General features: G+C 72.3%; 17 protein-coding genes. 8 read left to right on the forward strand and 9 right to left on the reverse strand.

Features of this window, described 5'->3' with window-relative positions; all coding sequences use genetic code 11:
* Positions 1 to 3: 3 nt before the first annotated feature.
* Positions 4 to 498 carry a MarR family winged helix-turn-helix transcriptional regulator gene (locus tag E5082_RS02055; protein WP_190045331.1) on the reverse strand — a complete coding sequence of 165 codons (495 nt, stop codon included), beginning with the start codon at positions 496 to 498 and terminating at the stop codon, positions 4 to 6.
* Between the two features lie 165 nt (positions 499 to 663).
* Between E5082_RS02055 and ilvA the strand changes: the two genes are divergently transcribed.
* From ilvA to E5082_RS02070, 3 genes are all read left to right on the forward strand, one after another.
* Positions 664 to 1,893 carry a threonine ammonia-lyase gene (gene ilvA, locus E5082_RS02060; protein ID WP_135789568.1) on the forward strand — a complete coding sequence of 410 codons (1,230 nt, stop codon included), beginning with the start codon at positions 664 to 666 and terminating at the stop codon, positions 1,891 to 1,893.
* A 186-nt stretch (positions 1,894 to 2,079) separates the two neighbouring features.
* Positions 2,080 to 3,081: an ATP-binding cassette domain-containing protein gene (locus tag E5082_RS02065; RefSeq protein WP_135789569.1), complete on the forward strand. Its 1,002-nt coding sequence runs from the start codon at positions 2,080 to 2,082 to the stop codon at positions 3,079 to 3,081.
* Positions 3,078 to 3,935 (forward strand): ABC transporter permease, encoded by an 858-nt coding sequence (locus tag E5082_RS02070; protein ID WP_135789570.1) that lies wholly within the window; start codon positions 3,078 to 3,080, stop codon positions 3,933 to 3,935. Before E5082_RS02065 ends, E5082_RS02070 begins: the two co-directional genes overlap by 4 nt.
* Before the next feature lie 60 nt (positions 3,936 to 3,995).
* On the opposite strand, the gene greA is transcribed toward E5082_RS02070, so the two are convergent.
* Together greA and E5082_RS02080 are read right to left on the reverse strand one after the other, a co-directional pair.
* Positions 3,996 to 4,496: a transcription elongation factor GreA gene (gene greA, locus E5082_RS02075; RefSeq protein WP_086690718.1), complete on the reverse strand. Its 501-nt coding sequence runs from the start codon at positions 4,494 to 4,496 to the stop codon at positions 3,996 to 3,998.
* A gap of 171 nt (positions 4,497 to 4,667) precedes the next feature.
* Positions 4,668 to 5,066, reverse strand: a complete 399-nt coding sequence (locus E5082_RS02080) for a DUF4307 domain-containing protein (protein WP_135789571.1) — start codon at positions 5,064 to 5,066, stop codon at positions 4,668 to 4,670.
* Positions 5,067 to 5,223: 157 nt separating this feature from the next.
* On the opposite strand from E5082_RS02080, the gene mca reads away from it, so the two are divergent.
* Both mca and E5082_RS02090 read left to right on the forward strand, forming a co-directional pair.
* On the forward strand, positions 5,224 to 6,105 hold the full coding sequence (gene mca / locus E5082_RS02085; RefSeq protein WP_135789572.1) for a mycothiol conjugate amidase Mca: 882 nt from the start codon (positions 5,224 to 5,226) through the stop codon (positions 6,103 to 6,105).
* A complete protein-coding gene (locus tag E5082_RS02090; protein WP_078873247.1) occupies positions 6,098 to 6,337 on the forward strand; it encodes a hypothetical protein in 240 nt (79 codons plus the stop codon). Before mca ends, E5082_RS02090 begins: the two co-directional genes overlap by 8 nt.
* Before the next feature lie 66 nt (positions 6,338 to 6,403).
* Here the strand turns inward: E5082_RS02090 and E5082_RS02095 are convergent, their stop codons facing one another.
* Together E5082_RS02095 and E5082_RS02100 are read right to left on the reverse strand one after the other, a co-directional pair.
* Positions 6,404 to 9,607 carry a tetratricopeptide repeat protein gene (locus E5082_RS02095; protein ID WP_135789573.1) on the reverse strand — a complete coding sequence of 1,068 codons (3,204 nt, stop codon included), beginning with the start codon at positions 9,605 to 9,607 and terminating at the stop codon, positions 6,404 to 6,406.
* A gap of 87 nt (positions 9,608 to 9,694) precedes the next feature.
* Positions 9,695 to 10,246: a GNAT family N-acetyltransferase gene (locus E5082_RS02100; RefSeq protein ID WP_135789574.1), complete on the reverse strand. Its 552-nt coding sequence runs from the start codon at positions 10,244 to 10,246 to the stop codon at positions 9,695 to 9,697.
* Between the two features lie 50 nt (positions 10,247 to 10,296).
* Between E5082_RS02100 and E5082_RS02105 the strand changes: the two genes are divergently transcribed.
* Positions 10,297 to 10,890 (forward strand): TetR/AcrR family transcriptional regulator, encoded by a 594-nt coding sequence (locus tag E5082_RS02105; RefSeq protein WP_167513963.1) that lies wholly within the window; start codon positions 10,297 to 10,299, stop codon positions 10,888 to 10,890.
* Between the two features lie 54 nt (positions 10,891 to 10,944).
* Here E5082_RS02105 and E5082_RS02110 read toward each other — a convergent pair whose 3' ends face one another.
* Positions 10,945 to 11,352: a type II toxin-antitoxin system VapC family toxin gene (locus E5082_RS02110; RefSeq protein ID WP_135789576.1), complete on the reverse strand. Its 408-nt coding sequence runs from the start codon at positions 11,350 to 11,352 to the stop codon at positions 10,945 to 10,947.
* On the reverse strand, positions 11,349 to 11,612 hold the full coding sequence (locus E5082_RS02115) for a hypothetical protein (protein ID WP_135789577.1): 264 nt from the start codon (positions 11,610 to 11,612) through the stop codon (positions 11,349 to 11,351). The genes E5082_RS02110 and E5082_RS02115 overlap by 4 nt, the downstream gene beginning before the upstream one ends.
* A 56-nt stretch (positions 11,613 to 11,668) precedes the next feature.
* Here E5082_RS02115 and E5082_RS02120 point away from each other — a divergent pair, with 56 nt between their 5' ends.
* Positions 11,669 to 13,702 carry a thioredoxin domain-containing protein gene (locus E5082_RS02120; RefSeq protein ID WP_135789578.1) on the forward strand — a complete coding sequence of 678 codons (2,034 nt, stop codon included), beginning with the start codon at positions 11,669 to 11,671 and terminating at the stop codon, positions 13,700 to 13,702.
* 108 nt (positions 13,703 to 13,810) lie between these two features.
* Positions 13,811 to 14,692 (forward strand): prohibitin family protein, encoded by an 882-nt coding sequence (locus tag E5082_RS02125; RefSeq protein ID WP_229918896.1) that lies wholly within the window; start codon positions 13,811 to 13,813, stop codon positions 14,690 to 14,692.
* 25 nt (positions 14,693 to 14,717) lie between these two features.
* Here the strand turns inward: E5082_RS02125 and E5082_RS02130 are convergent, their stop codons facing one another.
* Positions 14,718 to 15,455, reverse strand: a complete 738-nt coding sequence (locus tag E5082_RS02130) for a Mut7-C RNAse domain-containing protein (RefSeq protein WP_135789580.1) — start codon at positions 15,453 to 15,455, stop codon at positions 14,718 to 14,720.
* A gap of 43 nt (positions 15,456 to 15,498) precedes the next feature.
* Complete coding sequence (trhA, locus tag E5082_RS02135; RefSeq protein ID WP_135789581.1) at positions 15,499 to 16,182, reverse strand: PAQR family membrane homeostasis protein TrhA; 684 nt, start codon at positions 16,180 to 16,182, stop codon at positions 15,499 to 15,501.
* Positions 16,183 to 16,534 lie beyond the last annotated feature (352 nt).

Genomic DNA, 16,534 nt, shown 5'->3' on the forward strand with positions numbered 1-16,534 from the left:
CCTTCAGGAGGCGGTGGGCGGCTGCGGCTGGACGGTCATGCGCGCGGACAGCGCGGTGTTGAACCGGGTGAGCAGATCGCAGAAGCTCTCGCGCTCGGCCGGGGTCCACTCCTCGGTCAGCTCGGCCATCAGCTGGCGCCTGGAGGCCCGTACTTCCGCCAGCCGGGTGGCACCGCGCGGGGACAGCTGAAGGACCACCGCGCGCCCGTCCTCGGGGTGGGAGGTGCGCTTGACCAGGCCCGCGTCCACCAGCGGGGCCACCTGCCGGGTGACCGTGGAGGAGTCGATGCCCATGCTCGCGGCCAGCGCCTTGACGCCCATCGGGCCCTCGTTGTCGAGGCGGTTGAGCAGCAGATAGGCGGCGCGGTCCATGGAGTTGCGCGCCTGCCCGACCCCGCCGAGCCGCGTCTGTTCGGCGCGGCGCGCGAACACCGCCACTTCGTGCTGGAGGGTGTCGAGCAGACCGCTGTCACCGACGGTTGTCATGTCCATCGACATATCGGGTGTTGTGGGCATGGCCGGAGGCTCGCTTCAGAGAGGGGCTGCTGGGTTGGGGGACAGGGTACGCGGCTCGGCGGCCGCCCGTACGGGCGCCGGGAAAACCGGTGCTCGCGGGGCCGGGCGCGGGCGCCGCACGCGGGCCCGAACTGCGAGACTTGGGCCATGAGCTACCGCACGGCCCACCCCTTGCGCTCCGTGACCCTCGACGACGTGCGCGGAGCGCAGAAGATGCTCTCGGGGGTGGCCCGCACGACCGCCCTGGAGAGCAGCAGACACCTCTCCCGCACGGTGGGCGCGCCGGTGCACCTGAAGTGCGAGAACCTCCAGCGGACGGGCTCGTTCAAACTCCGCGGCGCCTATGTGCGCATCGCCGGGCTGCTGCCGGAGGAACGGGCCGCCGGAGTGGTCGCCGCGAGCGCCGGGAACCACGCCCAGGGCGTCGCGCTCGCCTCCTCCCTGCTGGGCGTGCACTCCACCGTGTTCATGCCGCAGGGCGCCCCGCTGCCCAAGGTCAGCGCCACACGCGAGTACGGCGCCGAGGTGCGCCTGCACGGCCAGGTGGTGGACGAGGCGCTCGCGGCGGCCGAGGAGTACGCGGCCAGGACGGGCGCGGTGTTCATCCACCCCTTCGACCACCCCGACATCATCGCGGGCCAGGGCACCGTCGGGCTGGAGATCCTGGAGCAGTGCCCCGAGGTCGGCACGATCGTCGTCGGCATGGGCGGCGGCGGGCTCGCGGCCGGGATCGCGGTGGCGGTGAAGTCGGTACGGCCCGACGTGCGGATCATCGGCGTGCAGGCCGAGGGCGCCGCCGCCTACCCGCCCTCACTGGCCGCCGGGTATCCGGTGACCGTGGGGAGCCCGGCGACCATGGCCGACGGGATCAGGGTCGGTACGCCCGGTCCGGTGCCGTTCGGGATCGTGGAGGAGCTGGTCGACGAGGTGCGTACGGTCAGCGAGGACCAGCTCTCCGCCGCGCTGGTGCTGTGCCTGGAGCGGGCCAAGCTGGTGGTGGAACCGGCGGGCGCCAGCCCGGTCGCGGCGCTGTTGGCCGACCCCGGCGGCTTCTCGGGGCCGGTGGTCGCGGTGCTGTCCGGCGGCAATGTCGACCCGGTGCTGCTCCAGCGGGTGCTGCGGCACGGCATGGCCGCCCAGGGCCGGTACCTCGCGGTCCGGCTGCGGCTCACCGACCGCCCCGGCGCCCTCGCCACCCTGCTCGGCGTGCTCTCGGCCGCCGACGCCAACGTGCTCGACGTCAGCCACATCCGCACCGACCCGCGCCTCGGCCTCAGCGAGGCGGAGGTGGAGCTCCACCTGGAGACCCAGGGCCCCGCCCACCGCGCCGAAGTCGCGGCCGCGCTGGGGGAGTCGGGGTACATGATCATCGACTGAGCGGTGCCGGCCGGGGCCGGTCGGCCGCCGTTCACTCGTTCGGGGAGGGAATCCGAAAACCCATTGAGGGACGCGATACATCGCGTTACGGTGTGTGACGTGGGGGTCGGACCGCCGCTCGCTCGACGGTCGGTGCCGGGTCCGCGTGCCAGTCATCCGCCTGCACACCGACGACGGGGAGAGATCATGCCGGGCGCCATCCATGCCGAGGGTCTGGTGAAGACCTTCGGGGACGTAAGGGCACTGGACGGCGTCGACCTCGACGTGCCCGAGGGGACGGTCCTGGGGCTGCTCGGGCCGAACGGCGCGGGCAAGACGACGACCGTCCGCTGTCTGACCACCCTGCTGCGCCCCGACAGCGGCCGGGCGGTCGTCGCGGGCGTGGACGTGCTCAGACACCCCGACACCGTCCGCCGCTCCATCGGCCTGTCCGGCCAGTTCGCGGCGGTCGACGAGTATCTGACCGGCCGGGAGAACCTCCAGATGGTCGGCCGGCTCTACCAGATGCGCGGCAAGGCGGCGAAGGAGCGCGCGGCCGAGCTGCTGGAGCAGTTCCACCTCGCCGACGCCGCCGACCGCCCCGCCAAGACCTACTCCGGTGGCATGCGCCGCAGGCTCGACCTCGCCGCCGCGCTCGTGGTCTCACCGCCCGTGATGTTCATGGACGAACCGACGACCGGCCTCGACCCGCGCAACCGCCAGCAGCTCTGGGAGGTCATCCAGCAGCTCGTCTCCGGCGGCACCACCCTGCTGCTCACCACGCAGTACCTGGAGGAGGCCGACCACCTCGCCCACGACATCGCCGTGGTCGACCACGGGCGGGTCATCGCCCAGGGCACCTCCGACGAGCTCAAGGCCCGCACCGGCGGCGAGCGCGTCGAGGTCGTGGTGCACGACCGGGACCGGATCGCGGGCACCGCCGAGGTGCTGCGCACCCTCGGCAAGGGCGAGACCACCGTCGAGCAGCACACCCGCAAGCTCACCGTCCCCGTCACCGGCGGCGCCAAGCTGCTGGCCGAGGTCATCCGGGAGCTGGACGGCCGGGGCATCGAGATAGACGACATCGCGCTGCGCCGCCCCACCCTCGACGACGTGTTCCTCTCCCTGACCGGACACACCGCCGAGGCCCGGCCGGGCGCCGCCGAGGACACCGAGAGCACCACCGACACCGAGGGGGCCGTGAAGTGAGTGCCGTCAGCGAGAGCGCGCGTACCGTGGCGTCCGCCAACCCCTTCGCCAGAGCCGTCCGCGACTCACTGATCGTGGCCCAGCGGAACCTCATCCGCATGGTCCGGATTCCCGAGGTGGTCATCTTCGGGCTGATCCAGCCGATCATGTTCGTGGTGCTGTTCACCTATGTCTTCGGCGGGTCGATGAAGATCGGCGGCAGCACCAGCGCCACCGCCTACACCAACTTCCTGATGGCCGGGATCTTCGCGCAGACCGTCACCTTCGCCACCGCGGGCGCCGGCGCGGGCATCGCCGACGACATGCACAAGGGCCTGGTGGACCGCTTCCGCTCGCTGCCCATGGCCCGTGGCGCGGTGCTGACCGGGCGCACCCTGGCCGACCTGGTGCAGACCGCACTCACCCTGCTGGTGCTGGCCGCGGTCGCCGTGCTGGTCGGCTGGCGGGTGGGGTCCAACGGCGACACGAACGCCCTGAGGGTGCTCGCCGCCTTCGGCCTGCTGCTCCTGCTCGGATACGCGTTCACCTGGATCGGCGCCCTCATCGGGCTCTCCGTACGCACCCCCGAGGCGGCCACCTCCGGCGGCCTGGTGTGGCTCTTCCCGGTGACCTTCCTGTCCAACGCGTTCGTGGACACCAGCAACATGACCCCCTGGCTGCGGCACATCGCGGACTGGAACCCGTTCAGCGCCACCGTGGAGGCGGCCCGGGTGCTGTTCGCCAACCCCGGTGAGTCCACGTCCACCGCCTGGCCCATGCAGCACCCGGTGTGGGCCTCGCTGATCTACTCGATACTCATCGTCGTGGTCTTCCGCACCCTGGCGGTCCGCAAGTACCGCTCGGCCACCGCCTGACACGACGAGGCCCCCGATGCCGCGAGGGCGCCGGGGGCCGGTCGGGAAAAGGCGTCGGAATCAGCCCGAGTACGGCTCGGCCTTGAGGATCTTCACCGTGGCCTTCTTGCCGTTCGGCAGCTCGTACTCCGCGTCCTCGCCGACCTTGTGGCCGATCACGCCCGAGCCGAGCGGGGACTGCGGCGAGTACGTCTCGACGTCGGAGCTGGCGTACTCGCGGGAGGCGAGCAGGAAGGTCATCGTGTCGTCCTCGTCGCCGTCGAAGGCGATCGTGACGACCATGCCCGGAGCAACGGTCCCGTCGGTGGAGGCAGGGGCCTCGCCCACCTGGGCGTTCTCCAGGAGCTGGGTGAGCTGGCGCACGCGCAGCTCCTGCTTGCCCTGCTCCTCCTTGGCCGCGTGGTACCCGCCGTTCTCGCGCAGGTCGCCCTCCTCGCGCGCAGCCGCGATCTTGGCCGCGATCTCCGTGCGCGCAGGACCAGTAAGGTACTCAAGCTCGTCCTTGAGCTTGTTGTACGCCTCCTGGGTCAGCCAGGTGACGTTCTCGCTGGTCTGGGTCACAGGGTGCTCCTCGTCGGTACTGGGGATACAAAGCATCGCCCTACCCAGAAGCATGTTCTCTCTTGGATGGGCGAAACCACGAGCCTAACAATTCACGGGCGAAAGGGGGAGGACATAAGCCATCAGAATCGCATCAGTGCAGGTCACGCCGTACGCATTCCAGGTGATGCCTCAGCCCGCGTGGCACCCCAGCAGTTCGGCGGTGCCGCCCTTGGCGGTCGTACGCAGCGTGACGACCTTGTCGACCCGCGTGTCCGGCCCGGAGAAGCGGAAGTCGGCCCGGCCGACCTCGGCCCCGTCGGCCGACTGGGAGCGCAGCGTGCAGTAGCCGTCGACGCCGGCGTCCCGGTGGACCTCCAGGTGCACCCGGACCGCATGATCGGTGGCCTGGAAGGTGATGACCTGGGCGCTGATCTCGTTCTTGGCGACGTAGTGGTAGGCGAAATAGCCCAGCAGCGCGAGCAGGGCCACGCCCAGTACCGCGCCGAGGATCTTGAGCCGGTGGTCGGCACGCTCGTCCGAGGAGCGGCCGTAGCGGCCCTCGGGCAGCCGCGTGCTCGCCGTAGCCATGATCGTCCTCTCCGCGGAATTATTCGCCCCCCGATTCGGTCACTATAGAAGCCTGCCGCCCGCCCTCCGACCGCCGCCCCATGGACGACGTGCCCCAGGCACGGCACCCGTTGACTGCCCCACCGACCGCGGGGCGCCGACCAACAAGGAACGAGTCTTGACTGACCAGCTGCGACTGATGGCCGTCCACGCGCACCCCGACGACGAGTCGAGCAAGGGCGCGGCCACCATGGCGAAGTACGTGTCCGACGGGGTGGACGTGCTGGTGGTGACCTGCACCGGTGGAGAGCGCGGTTCCATCCTCAACCCCAAGCTCCAGGGCGACGCGTACATCGAGGAGCACATCCACGAGGTGCGCAAGAAGGAGATGGACGAGGCCCGCGAGATCCTCGGGGTCAAGCAGGAGTGGCTCGGCTTCGTCGACTCCGGCCTGCCCGAGGGCGACCCGCTGCCCCCGCTGCCCGAGGGCTGCTTCGCGCTGGAGGACGTCGACAAGGCGGCCGGCGAGCTGGTCCGCAAGATCCGCGCGTTCCGCCCGCAGGTGATCACCACCTACGACGAGAACGGCGGCTACCCGCACCCCGACCACATCATGACCCACAAGATCTCGATGGTGGCGTTCGAGGGCGCGGCGGACACCGAGAAGTACCCGGAGGCCGAGTTCGGCCCCGCCTACCAGCCGCAGAAGCTGTACTACAACCAGGGCTTCAACCGCCCCCGCACCGAGGCCCTGCACCAGGCGATGCTGGACAACGGGCTGGAGTCGCCGTACGGGGACTGGCTCAAGCGCTGGAAGGAGTTCGAGCGGGTCGAGCGCACCCTGACCACGCATGTCCCGTGTGCGGACTTCTTCGAGATCCGGGACAAGGCGCTGATCGCGCACGCCACCCAGATCGACCCGGACGGCGGCTGGTTCAAGGTCCCGATGGAGCTCCAGAAGAAGGTCTGGCCCACCGAGGAGTACGAGCTGGCGAAGTCCCTCGTGGACACGTCCCTCCCCGAGGACGACCTCTTCGCGGGCATCCGGGACAATGCCTGACATGAGCGCAAGCGTGAGCCTCGCAGTGACGCATCTCGTCCCTCTCGCCAAGGAGATCGACGAGAACAAGGTCACCCCCGGTGTCCTCGGCTTCATCGTGTTCGCGGTGATGGCCCTGGCCGTCTGGGGGCTGATGAAGTCCATGAGCAAGCACATGGGCAAGGTCGACTTCAAGGAGGCGCCCGCCGAGGGCGAGACCTCCGCCACGAAGACCGAGTCCCGGCAGGGCTGACGCCGCCGGGCGGAACCCACCGACGGGCGCGACCGGAACGACGGCCGCGCCCCGCCGGTGCTTCGCTCACCCCTGGTCCGGTACCGGCACGCCCAGCACATCGCGGGCGTGCCGGGCCGGGGTCATGCGCAGCCGCCACGCCTGCCATCCCGACTCCAGGCTCACGCCCCGCTCCAGCAGCAGGGCGTACGCCGGCGCGCAGTCGGTGAGCCGCTCGTCCCGCGCGGGATGCGTGGCGCGGACCAGGCGGGCCAGCTCCTCCTGTGCGACCGCCGTGCCCACCTCGGTGCCGCCCGGCGCCGCGTACGGCAGCAGGGTGCAGCGCAGGAACCGCGCCCAGTCCTCCCCGCGCCGGTCGCCGTAGGCGGTGAACAGGGTGAGCGCCTCGTCGCACAGGGCCAGCGCCTGCTGGGTGCGCTCGTTGCCCGCGTCCACCACCGCCAGCTCCAGGCAGGTCCACGCCTCGCCGTGGGGCACCCCGACCCGCTGGAAGTCGGCGCGGGCGTCGACCAGCAACTGGCGGGCGAACCCGGAGTTGCGCAGCGAGCCGGTGTGCGCGGCGCGCTGGTCGCGGGTCACCCGGGCCGAGTGGTGCCGGGCGCAGGCCAGCCCGTACACGTCCCGCATCCGGGAGAACATCGTGCGCGAGCGCTCCAGCTCCCGCACCGCCCGGTCCAGGTCGCCGGTCTCCTCCAGCGCCTGTCCCAGGTGGTGCAGCGTCCATGCCTCGCCGCGCGCGTCCTCGTTGTCCCGGTGCTTCACGGCCGCCTGGCGCAGCCCTTCCACGGCGGGCGCCGCCTCCCCGTCGACCAGCCGGGCCCGCGCGAGCTGGGTCAGCGCCCACGCCTCGCCGCGCGCGTCGCGGGTGCGCCCGTAGCGCTCCAGCGCGGCCCGCAGTTCGTCCTCGGCGCGGGGTACGTCGCCCAGGCACAGGGCGAGCTGGCCGAGCTGGTAGTGGGCCCACGCCTCGCCGTGCACCGAGCCGCCCGCCCGGTGCAGCACCAGTGAGCGCTTCAGCAGGTCCAGCGCCTCCGGCAGCCGGGCCCGGTCGCGCTGCACGGCGGCCAGCGCGTGCATGGTCCAGGCGCGGTCGGTGGCGAGCTGCGGGGGAGCCTGGAGGTCCATCGCCTCCTGCAGCTTGGCCGCGGCCTCGGTCAGGTTGCCCTGGTGGTGCAGGGTGATGCCGAGCGAGCACAGGGCACGGGCGGCGCCCGCGTCGTGGTGCGCCTCCCGGTACAGGTCCACCACCGAGGCCAGCGTGGTGCGTGCCTTGTCCAGCTCACCGAGCTGCCGGGCCGCGATGCCGGTACGCCACTGCACCGAGCGCACCAGCAGCCCCTCGTCCACGGCCTGCGCCAGCTCGTTGATCTCCCCGAGCCGGTACAGGTCGCCGCGCAGCAGGCAGTAGTCGCACAGCGCGCCCAGCAGGTTCAGCACCGCGCCCTGGTCCACGCCCTCGGCCTGGCGCAGGGTGGCCGTGATGAAGCTGGTCTCGTCGTCCAGCCAGCGCAGCGCCTCCTCCAGGGAGACGAAGCCGTGCGAGCCGAACCGGTCCGACCGCGTCGACATGTTGCCGTCGACCAGGCGCAGCACCGAATCGGCCAGCTCGGCGTAGTTCACGATCAGCCGTTCCTGCGCCGCCGTGCGCTCGGCCTGCTCCTCCTCGTCCAGCAGCCGTGCCTCGGCGAAGGCGCGGACCAGGTGGTGCAGCCGGTACCGGTCGCCGCGCACATGGTCCAGCAGCCCGGCGCGGGCCAGCGCGGCCAGGTGCCGGCCCGCCTCCTCCTCGCCGGTGCCCAGCAGCGCGGCGGCCGCCGCCACGCCCAGCGAGGCCCGGCCGGCCAGCGCGAGCCGGCGCAGCAGCCGGCGGGCGGGGTCCGGCTGGTCGGAGTAGCGCAGCCACAGCGCCCGCTCCACCGGCCCGACGGGACCGTACGCGGCGAGGTCCGCCGCGAGTCCGCTCGCCGAACGGGCTCCGAGCGCCGAGCCCGCGCAGCGCAGCGCCAGCGGCAGCCCGCCGCACAACTTGGCGATCCGCGCGGTGGATTCGGCGTCATAGGGATGATCGGAGTCCTGCGCGGAGGCGGTCAGCAGCTCCTCGGCACCGGCCGCGTCCAGCGCCTCGACGGGCAGGTGGTGCACCCAGGCGGGCAGGTCGGCGTCCAGTTCCAGCGGGGTGCGGGAGGTGACCAGGACCAGGCTGTCGGAGCGCTCCGGGATCAGCGCGCGGACCTGGGCCGGGTCGGAGGCGTCGTCCAGCACGATCGTCACGGGCAGCCCGGCCAGGTGCTGGTGGTACAGCTCGCCGAGCCGTTTGACCTGCTGTTCGGGGGAGGAGTGCTCGCGGAACAGCAACTGCTCGCGGGGCGCGCCGAGCCGGTTCAGCAGATGCAGCAGGGCGTCGCGGGTGGGCAGCGGACGGGTCTCAGGGCCGTCGCCGCGCAGGTCGACGACGACCGCGCCCCGGAAGTGGTCCCGCAGCTCGTGCGCCGCCCGTACGGCCAGCGTGGTGCGGCCCGAGCCGGGCTCCCCGTGCAGGACGACCACCGTCGGCCGGGTCTCCGACTCCGCGCGGGCGGCCCGCGCCCACTGCCCGATCCGCGCCAGCTCCTGCGAACGGCCCGCGAACAGGTCCGCCGGTTCGGGGAGTTGGCCGAAGGACTGTTCCAGTACGGTCCGGCGCCGGGCCGCCGCGCTCTTGTCCGCGCCGCGCAGCGCCGGGCCGGTCTTCCTGCCCGGCGCGGTGGAGGCGGCGAGCATCCGCTGCTGGTCCAGGAAGGGGCGGATGCCGCGTACCTCCAGTGCGGTCAGCCACTGCAGCCGCAGCTGCTCGGGGCCGCCAGGCTGGCTCGCCGCGCCCTTGCGGTGGTGGGCGGCGGGCAGATGCGTACCGGCCACCTTCACGACCGTGGCGGCGGCCCCGACGACGCCTACGACGACGCCCGCGCCGAGCGCGGTGCCCGCACCGGTGCCGAGCGACAGGTCGGCGACGGCCGCGGCGACCGCCGCGACGGCGGCCACCAGCAGCGGGGTGCCGGCGCCCTCGCGGGCGTAGCGCCGGCCGAAGCTGAGCCGGTCCGCCTCGGACTCGTCGAGCGCACGGGTGTACGCGGCGTACTCCTCCGCCGCCGCTCCCGCCATCCCGTCCAGCGCGGCACGCGCCCGCGTGAGCAGCAGCTGCCCGTCGGTCCGCCCACCCGACCGCCGCACCTCCTCCTCCACCGCCCGCACCACCAACCGCTCGGCCTCACCCCGATGCCCGTCCCGCATACGTCCCCCTCCCCGCCAACTCCTGTGCGGAACAGTGTGCTTCGGGGGAGGGGGGAGCGCGAGGGGGCGTGAATCAGGAGGAGCTGCTCACCGCTCCAGGGCGCGCCACTCCGGGGCGAGCACCGCCCACACCTGCTTGTCGTGCCGCACGCCGTCGTACGGCCACGCCTCGCGCCGCACCCCCTCCAGCGTCATACCGAGCCGCTGGGCGACCGCCGCGCTGCGGTCGTTGTCGGCCCGGCAGTGCCACTCGGCCCGGTGCAGGCCCCGAGTGCCGAACGCCCAGTCCAGGAGCGCGGTGCAGGCCAGGGTGATCAGGCCGTGGCCCTCGGCGGCCGGCTCCAGCCAGCAGCCGACCTCGCACGAGCCGGACGTCGTGTCGAAGGCGGTGAACATCACGCCGCCGACCAGGGTGTTGTCCCGCCAGATGCCGTACAGCCGGGCGCCGTCGACGGCCTGGCGGGCGCCGTACCGCTCCAGGGTGGCCCGGGCGCCCGCCACGTCGACGGTGACGAACGCGGCGCCGACCCAGGGGCGGATGTGCTCGCGGGCGCGGTCCAGATGCCGGGCGAACTCCTCGGCGTGCCAGGACTCCAGCGGGGCGAGACGAGCGCCGTCGCGCAGTGCCAGCGAGAACATGAGGGCCTCCCCTTTGCATAACAAGTGTTACGGAAATGTACCGTGGCGGCATGCCACGTACCAAGGGAGATCACGAAGCGCGGCGGCGGGACGTCTCCGCGGCGGTCTGGCAGGTCATGGCGACGCGCGGCTTCGCCGGGCTGACGCTGCGTGCGGTGGCCGCCGAACTCGGCGCGACCACCGGCCTGCTCACCCATTACTTCCCGACCAAGCGGGCCCTGGTCGAGTACGCCCTCGACCTGCTGGAACAGCGCACCCTCGCCCGTCCGCGGCGCTCTACCGGCGCCGGGCTCGCGGCGCTGCGGGACGCGTTGCTCGACATCCTGCCGCTGACCCCCGAGGCCACCGACAGCAACCGTGTCTGGGTCGCCTCCTGGGACACCGCCCTCGCCGACCCGGCCATCGGTGCGGACCATGCCCGCAAGTACGCGGAGGGCCGGGCCCGGCTGGCCGAACGCGTGGCCGCCGCCCAGGCCCTCGGTGAACTGCCTCCCGGCGACCCGGACCGCGTCGCGGCCGGCGCCCAGGCCTTCGTGCTCGGCCTCGTGGTGCAGAGCCTGCTCGACCCGGCCCGGTTCCCGCCCGAACGGCAGACGGAGCTGCTGGACGACCACCTCGCCGGCCTGACGACCCGTCGCGCATGACCCCTCTCGCGCCAGGCGGGCTTCACTGCCCGCCCCCGGAGGCGTTCGCGGTGCTCACACCTCTCTGATGATCACGCGGTTCCCGCACAGCTTCGACCAGTCGTCAGGGTCGGAGGTCAGAACGATCACAGGAGCCGGGACGCGGAGCGCGAGCGCGGCAACGAGAGCGTCGATCGCGTACTCGTGTCCGTGCAGGCCACCAGCGTCCCGAGGCAACGTCACCGCGGTCAGGGAGTCTTCCTGGCTGACCGGTTCCACCCGCAGCCGGGAGAGCGGCCATCTCAAGCGCGCCAGGTCGGTCTTCCCCCGTACGCCTTCAACAATGGTCAGCGCAGACACGAGCACGGGAATCCCGGCCTGGCGGGATGCCTCGACGCGAGCCGCCATCCGGCGATCGTCGCGCAGAAGCAGGCAGAGCGCCTCGGAGTCGAGTACCAGCGAGCGGGCCGGCCGCTCCTTCACGCGGCGTCCCGCTCGGTGTTCTCGTCTCCGAACAGCTCTCGTCGGGCGACTTCGATCTCCTGCTCAGTGAGCGCGCCGTGCTCCTCTTCATGGGCCGCGACGATCTCGGCCAGCCCGTCCATGGCGAGCTGATGTCTGACAGCTTCGGTGACGTAGCTGGACAGCCCCCGGCGGCCGGTTCGAGAGCGGAGCCCGCTGACCAGCTCGGCAGGCATCGACACGGAGATGTTCTCGGTGGTGCCAGACCGGGTCGGCTTCATGCCCCGCGCTGTCGGAGCGCCCGATTCGGGATGGCCCCTGTGAGAGGCTGGATCGTATGAACCGGCTAGCCGACGTGACCTCGCCGTATCTGCTCCAGCACGCTGACAACCCGGTCGACTGGTACCCCTGGGGGCCGGAGGCGTTCGAGGAGGCCCGGCGCAGGGACGTGCCGATCCTGTTGAGCGTCGGGTACTCCGCCTGCCACTGGTGTCACGTCATGGCGCACGAGTCCTTCGAGGACCAGGCCACCGCCGACTACCTGAACGAGAACTTCGTCAGCGTGAAGGTCGACCGGGAGGAGCGGCCCGACGTCGACGCGGTGTACATGGAGGCGGTGCAGGCGGCGACCGGGCAGGGCGGGTGGCCGATGACCGTGTTCCTGACGCCGGAGGCCGAGCCCTTCTACTTCGGCACCTACTTCCCGCCCCGCCCCCAGCACGGCATGCCCTCCTTCGGACAGGTGCTGGAAGGCGTGCACCAGGCGTGGGAGGGCCGGCGGGACGAGGTCACCGAGGTGGCCGGGAAGATCACGCGGGACATCGCCCAGCGGGAGATCGTCCGGCAGGCGGCCGGGGTGCCCGGCGAGGAGGAACTCGCGCAGGCCCTCCTCGGCCTCACCCGCGAGTACGACCCCCAGCGCGGCGGATTCGGCGGCGCGCCGAAGTTCCCGCCCTCCATGGCGCTGGAGTTCCTGCTCCGCCACCACGCCCGCACCGGCTCCGAGGGCGCCCTGCAGATGGCGAGCGACACCTGCGAGCGCATGGCCCGCGGCGGCATCTACGACCAGCTCGGCGGCGGCTTCGCCCGCTACTCCGTGGACCGCGACTGGGTCGTGCCGCACTTCGAGAAGATGCTGTACGACAACGCGCTGCTCTGCCGGGTCTACGCCCACCTCTGGCGCACCACCGGCTCCGACCTCGCCCGCCGCGTCGCGCTGGAGACCGCCGACTTCCTCGTCGCCGAACTCCGTACCGAAGAGGGCGGGTTCGCCTCCGCGCTGGACGCCGACAGCGACGACGGCACCGGCAGGCACGTCGAGGGCGCGTACTACGTCTGGACGCCCGAGAACCTGCGCGCCCTCCTCGGGGACGAGGACGGCGACCTCGCGGCCGAGTACTTCGGCGTGACCGGTGAGGGCACCTTCGAGCACGGCCAGTCGGTGCTCCAACTGCCGCAGGCGGAGCGGGTGTTCGACGCCGGGCGGATCTCCTCGGTCAGGGAGCGGATGCTCGCCGAGCGGTCCCGGCGCCCCGCCCCCGGCCGGGACGACAAGGTGGTCGCCGCCTGGAACGGCCTCGCCATCGCCGCCCTCGCCGAGACCGGCGCCTATTTCGACCGCCCCGACCTCATCGAGGCCGCCGTGGCCGCCGCCGACCACCTGGTCCGGGTCCACCTCGACGAGCACGGCCACCTCACCCGGACCAGCCGCGACGGCCGGGCCGGGGCCAACTCCGGGGTGCTGGAGGACTACGCCGACGTCGCCGAGGGCTTCCTCGCGCTGGCCTCCGTCACCGGCGAGGGAGTGTGGCTGGACTTCGCCGGGCTCCTCCTCGACCAGGTCATGACCCGCTTCACCGACCCGGAGAGCGGCGCGCTGTACGACACCGCCTCCGACGCCGAGCAGCTCATCCGCCGCCCGCAGGACCCGACCGACAACGCGACCCCCTCCGGCTGGTCCGCCGCGGCCGCCGCCCTGCTGTCCTACGCCGCGCACACCGGCTCCGACGCCCACCGGACCGCCGCCGAGCGGGCCCTCGGCGTGGTCAAGGCGCTCGGGCCGCGGGTGCCCCGGTTCGTCGGCTGGGGCCTGGCCGCCGCCGAGGCGCTGCTCGACGGCCCCCGCGAGGTCGCCGTCGTCGGCCCGTCCCTCACCGACGGGCGCACCGCGGCCCTGCACCGCACGGCCCTCCTCGCCCGTGCCCCCGGCGCGGTCGTCGCGGCGGGCACCCCGGACGGGGAGGAGTTCCCCCTGCTCGCCCACCGCCCCCTGGTGGACGGCGCCCCGGCCGCGTACGTCTGCCGGAACTTCACCTGCGAGGCCCCCGTCACCGACCCCGACGCGCTGCGCGCGGCGCTGGACGGCAACTGACCGAACCCGGCACCCCGCACGGCTACTTCCCGGACACCCGCGCCCGTTACGATGCGCTGCCCGCCGCCCGGACGGGGTGGCGCATCCTGTGGGGGGAAGCCCGTGTTCGTGCTGTCCATACTGCTGCTCATAGCGGCCGTGGTCCTGTTCCTCGTCGGACGCGGCAGAGCCGAGGCCGGCTGGAAGATTGGGGCCGCGATCGGCGCCCTGGGTGGGGTCCTGGCCGGCCTGTTCGCCTGTTTTCATGTGGTGAGCGCCTATGAGGTCGGCGTCCCGGTGACCTTCGGCCGGGTCGGCACCCCGCTGACCTCGGGCATGCACCTGAAGTCGCCGTTCACCGACGTCACCTCCTTCTCCACCCGGCCGGTCGACCTCGACCTGGGCGGCGAGGACCGGGTGGAGGTGCGCTCCTCGCAGGGCGGGGTGCTGTACGCGGACGTCACCATCAAGTGGGCCGTCGTCCCGCGCAAGGCGGTCGAGCTGTACCGGCTGGCAGGCAGCGAGGACGCGGTGCAGGAGCGGCTGGTGCTGCCGGACAGCCGCGAGATCATCCGCAACGTCTTCGCCCGGCACACCAGCGAGGAGGGGTACGCCTCCGCCCGCGAGCGGATCAGCGCGGAGATCGAGCGCCAGGTGAAGGAGCGGCTGGCGCCGCGCGGGATCGACGTGACCACCGTCAACCTGCGCAACGTGCGGCCGTCGAAGCAGTTGCAGGGCCAGATCGACAAGAAGATCCAGCAGGAGCAGGCCACCGAGCGCGCCGTCGAGGGCGCGCGGACCGCCAAGGCGGAGGCCGAGCGCAAGCGGATCGAGGCCGAGGGCACCGCCCGCGCCAACAAGATCCTGGAGCGCTCCCTCAGCGACAAGGTGCTCTACAACGAGTGCCTGGACGCCTACCGCGAGGCCGCCAAGGCCCACCCGGTGTACGCCGTCCCCTGCGGCAGCGGCTCCGGTGGCACCCCGGTCATCGTGGACGGCACCAAGAACTGACGGTACCGAGAACTGACGGCACCGGTCAGGGCTGGCCCAGCTCTGACCGGAACCGCACCGCCTCCGCCACGATCGCCTCCAACTGCTCGTGGTGCGCCCCCTTCCAGTACGCCCGACCGCACTCCTCGCACGCCGCGAACACGTCGTACGTGTCCCGCGTGCCGGCCTGGAGCCGGTCGGCCACCTGGGACTTGGTGGCCGGACGCAGCGGGCCGTTGCAGGCGGTGCAGCGGGACCAGGGGGCCAGCTCCGGGGCGAACCGCTCCAGGACGTCCCGGAGCTGCTGGTCGGGCCGGGTGCTGTACACGTACGCCCCGGCCCACAGCTCCCGGCGGCGCAGCAGACCCCGGTCCCGGCTCAGCAGGACCCGGCGTTCGGCGGCCGAACGCGCGGCGAGTGCCGGGTCGCCGATGTCGGTGGACTCGTACGCCGCGTCCACGCCGAGCAGACGCATCCGGCGGGCCAGGGTGCCCAGGTGCACGTCGAGCAGGAAGCGCAAGGGGGCGCCGGGCACCCGCTGGGGGCGGGGGACCGGGCCGACGTGGACGGACTCGCCGTCGGCCGGGACGCGGGAACGGGGCACCTCGCGGCCGTCCACGGTGAGGGTGCCGACCTCGGTCAGCGGGATGCCGAGGGACTCCACCACATGGCCGAGGGAGGAGACGCCGTCGGTGCCGAGTTCGGCGGGGCCCGCGCGGTGGGCGTGCGGCACGAACAGGTGCAGGTCCGGGGCGACTTCGAGGTGGATCACGGGTCCGTTCACCCGGTCAGGATGGCACGGGCACTTCACCGGCCCCGTACGGCCTTCAGGCGTGCTGGTAGGCCACCAGCGAGATGCCGATGTAGTGCACGATGAACGCGGCCAGCGTGAGGGAGTGGAAGACCTCGTGGAAGCCGAACCAGCGCGGTGAGGGGTTCGGCTTCTTGATGCCGTAGACCACGCCCCCGGCGCTGTACAACAGGCCGCCCACGACCACCAGGACCAGGACGGCGACGCCGCCGGTGCGCATGAAGTCGGGCAGGAAGAAGACGGCGGCCCAGCCCATGGCGATGTAGCACGGGGTGTACAGCCAGCGGGGCGCGCCGACCCAGAAGACGCGGAAGGCGATCCCCGCGAGGGCGGCCGCCCAGATGCCCCACAGCAGCCCCTCCCCCTTGTTGCCCGGCAGGAGCAGCACGGTGAGCGGGGTGTAGGTGCCGGCGATGATCAGGAAGATGTTGGAGTGGTCGAGGCGGCGCAGGATGCGGTCGGCCCGGGGGCTCCAGTTGCCCCGGTGGTACAGCGCGCTGACACCGAAGAGCAGGCATGCCGTCAGGGCGTAGATCCCGCACGCGACACGGCCGCGGGTGGAGTCGGCCAGAGCGGTCAGGACCAGGCCGGCGATGAGTGCGGCCGGGAACATGCCCAGGTGCAGCCAGCCACGGAGCCGGGGCTTCACGGGGTCCGGCAGGTTGAGCGCGGCGGAAACGGACGCAGTCATGAAACGCATCGTACCTACGGAACCGTAAGTTACGAATCGGTCCCCCTGGGTGGCGGGGGTCATGCCCATACCAAGATCCATCGTCTCACGCCCGTCGCGGGTCCCGCGCGCAAAGAATTCGCCATGTGTGGGCCAGGTGGGCGTAAAGAGGTGCGCATGTCAGCAGGGCGGACGCGGAACACGCCGTTTCGGGGGTACTCGCTCACCTGTGACGCCCTCTGGACATATGCGCACTCGCATCGGATGATCAAATGAGTGCGGTCGGTACCGGATGAGCGTCGACCCTGACCGGGGTTGCCGCCTGGCATCCGGGCCGCAGCCCCCAAGGGGCCGAGAAATCCCTCACCCAGGGCCATAAACC

The organism is Streptomyces griseoluteus (assembly GCF_004784465.1).
GTDB lineage: Bacteria > Actinomycetota > Actinomycetes > Streptomycetales > Streptomycetaceae > Streptomyces > Streptomyces griseoluteus.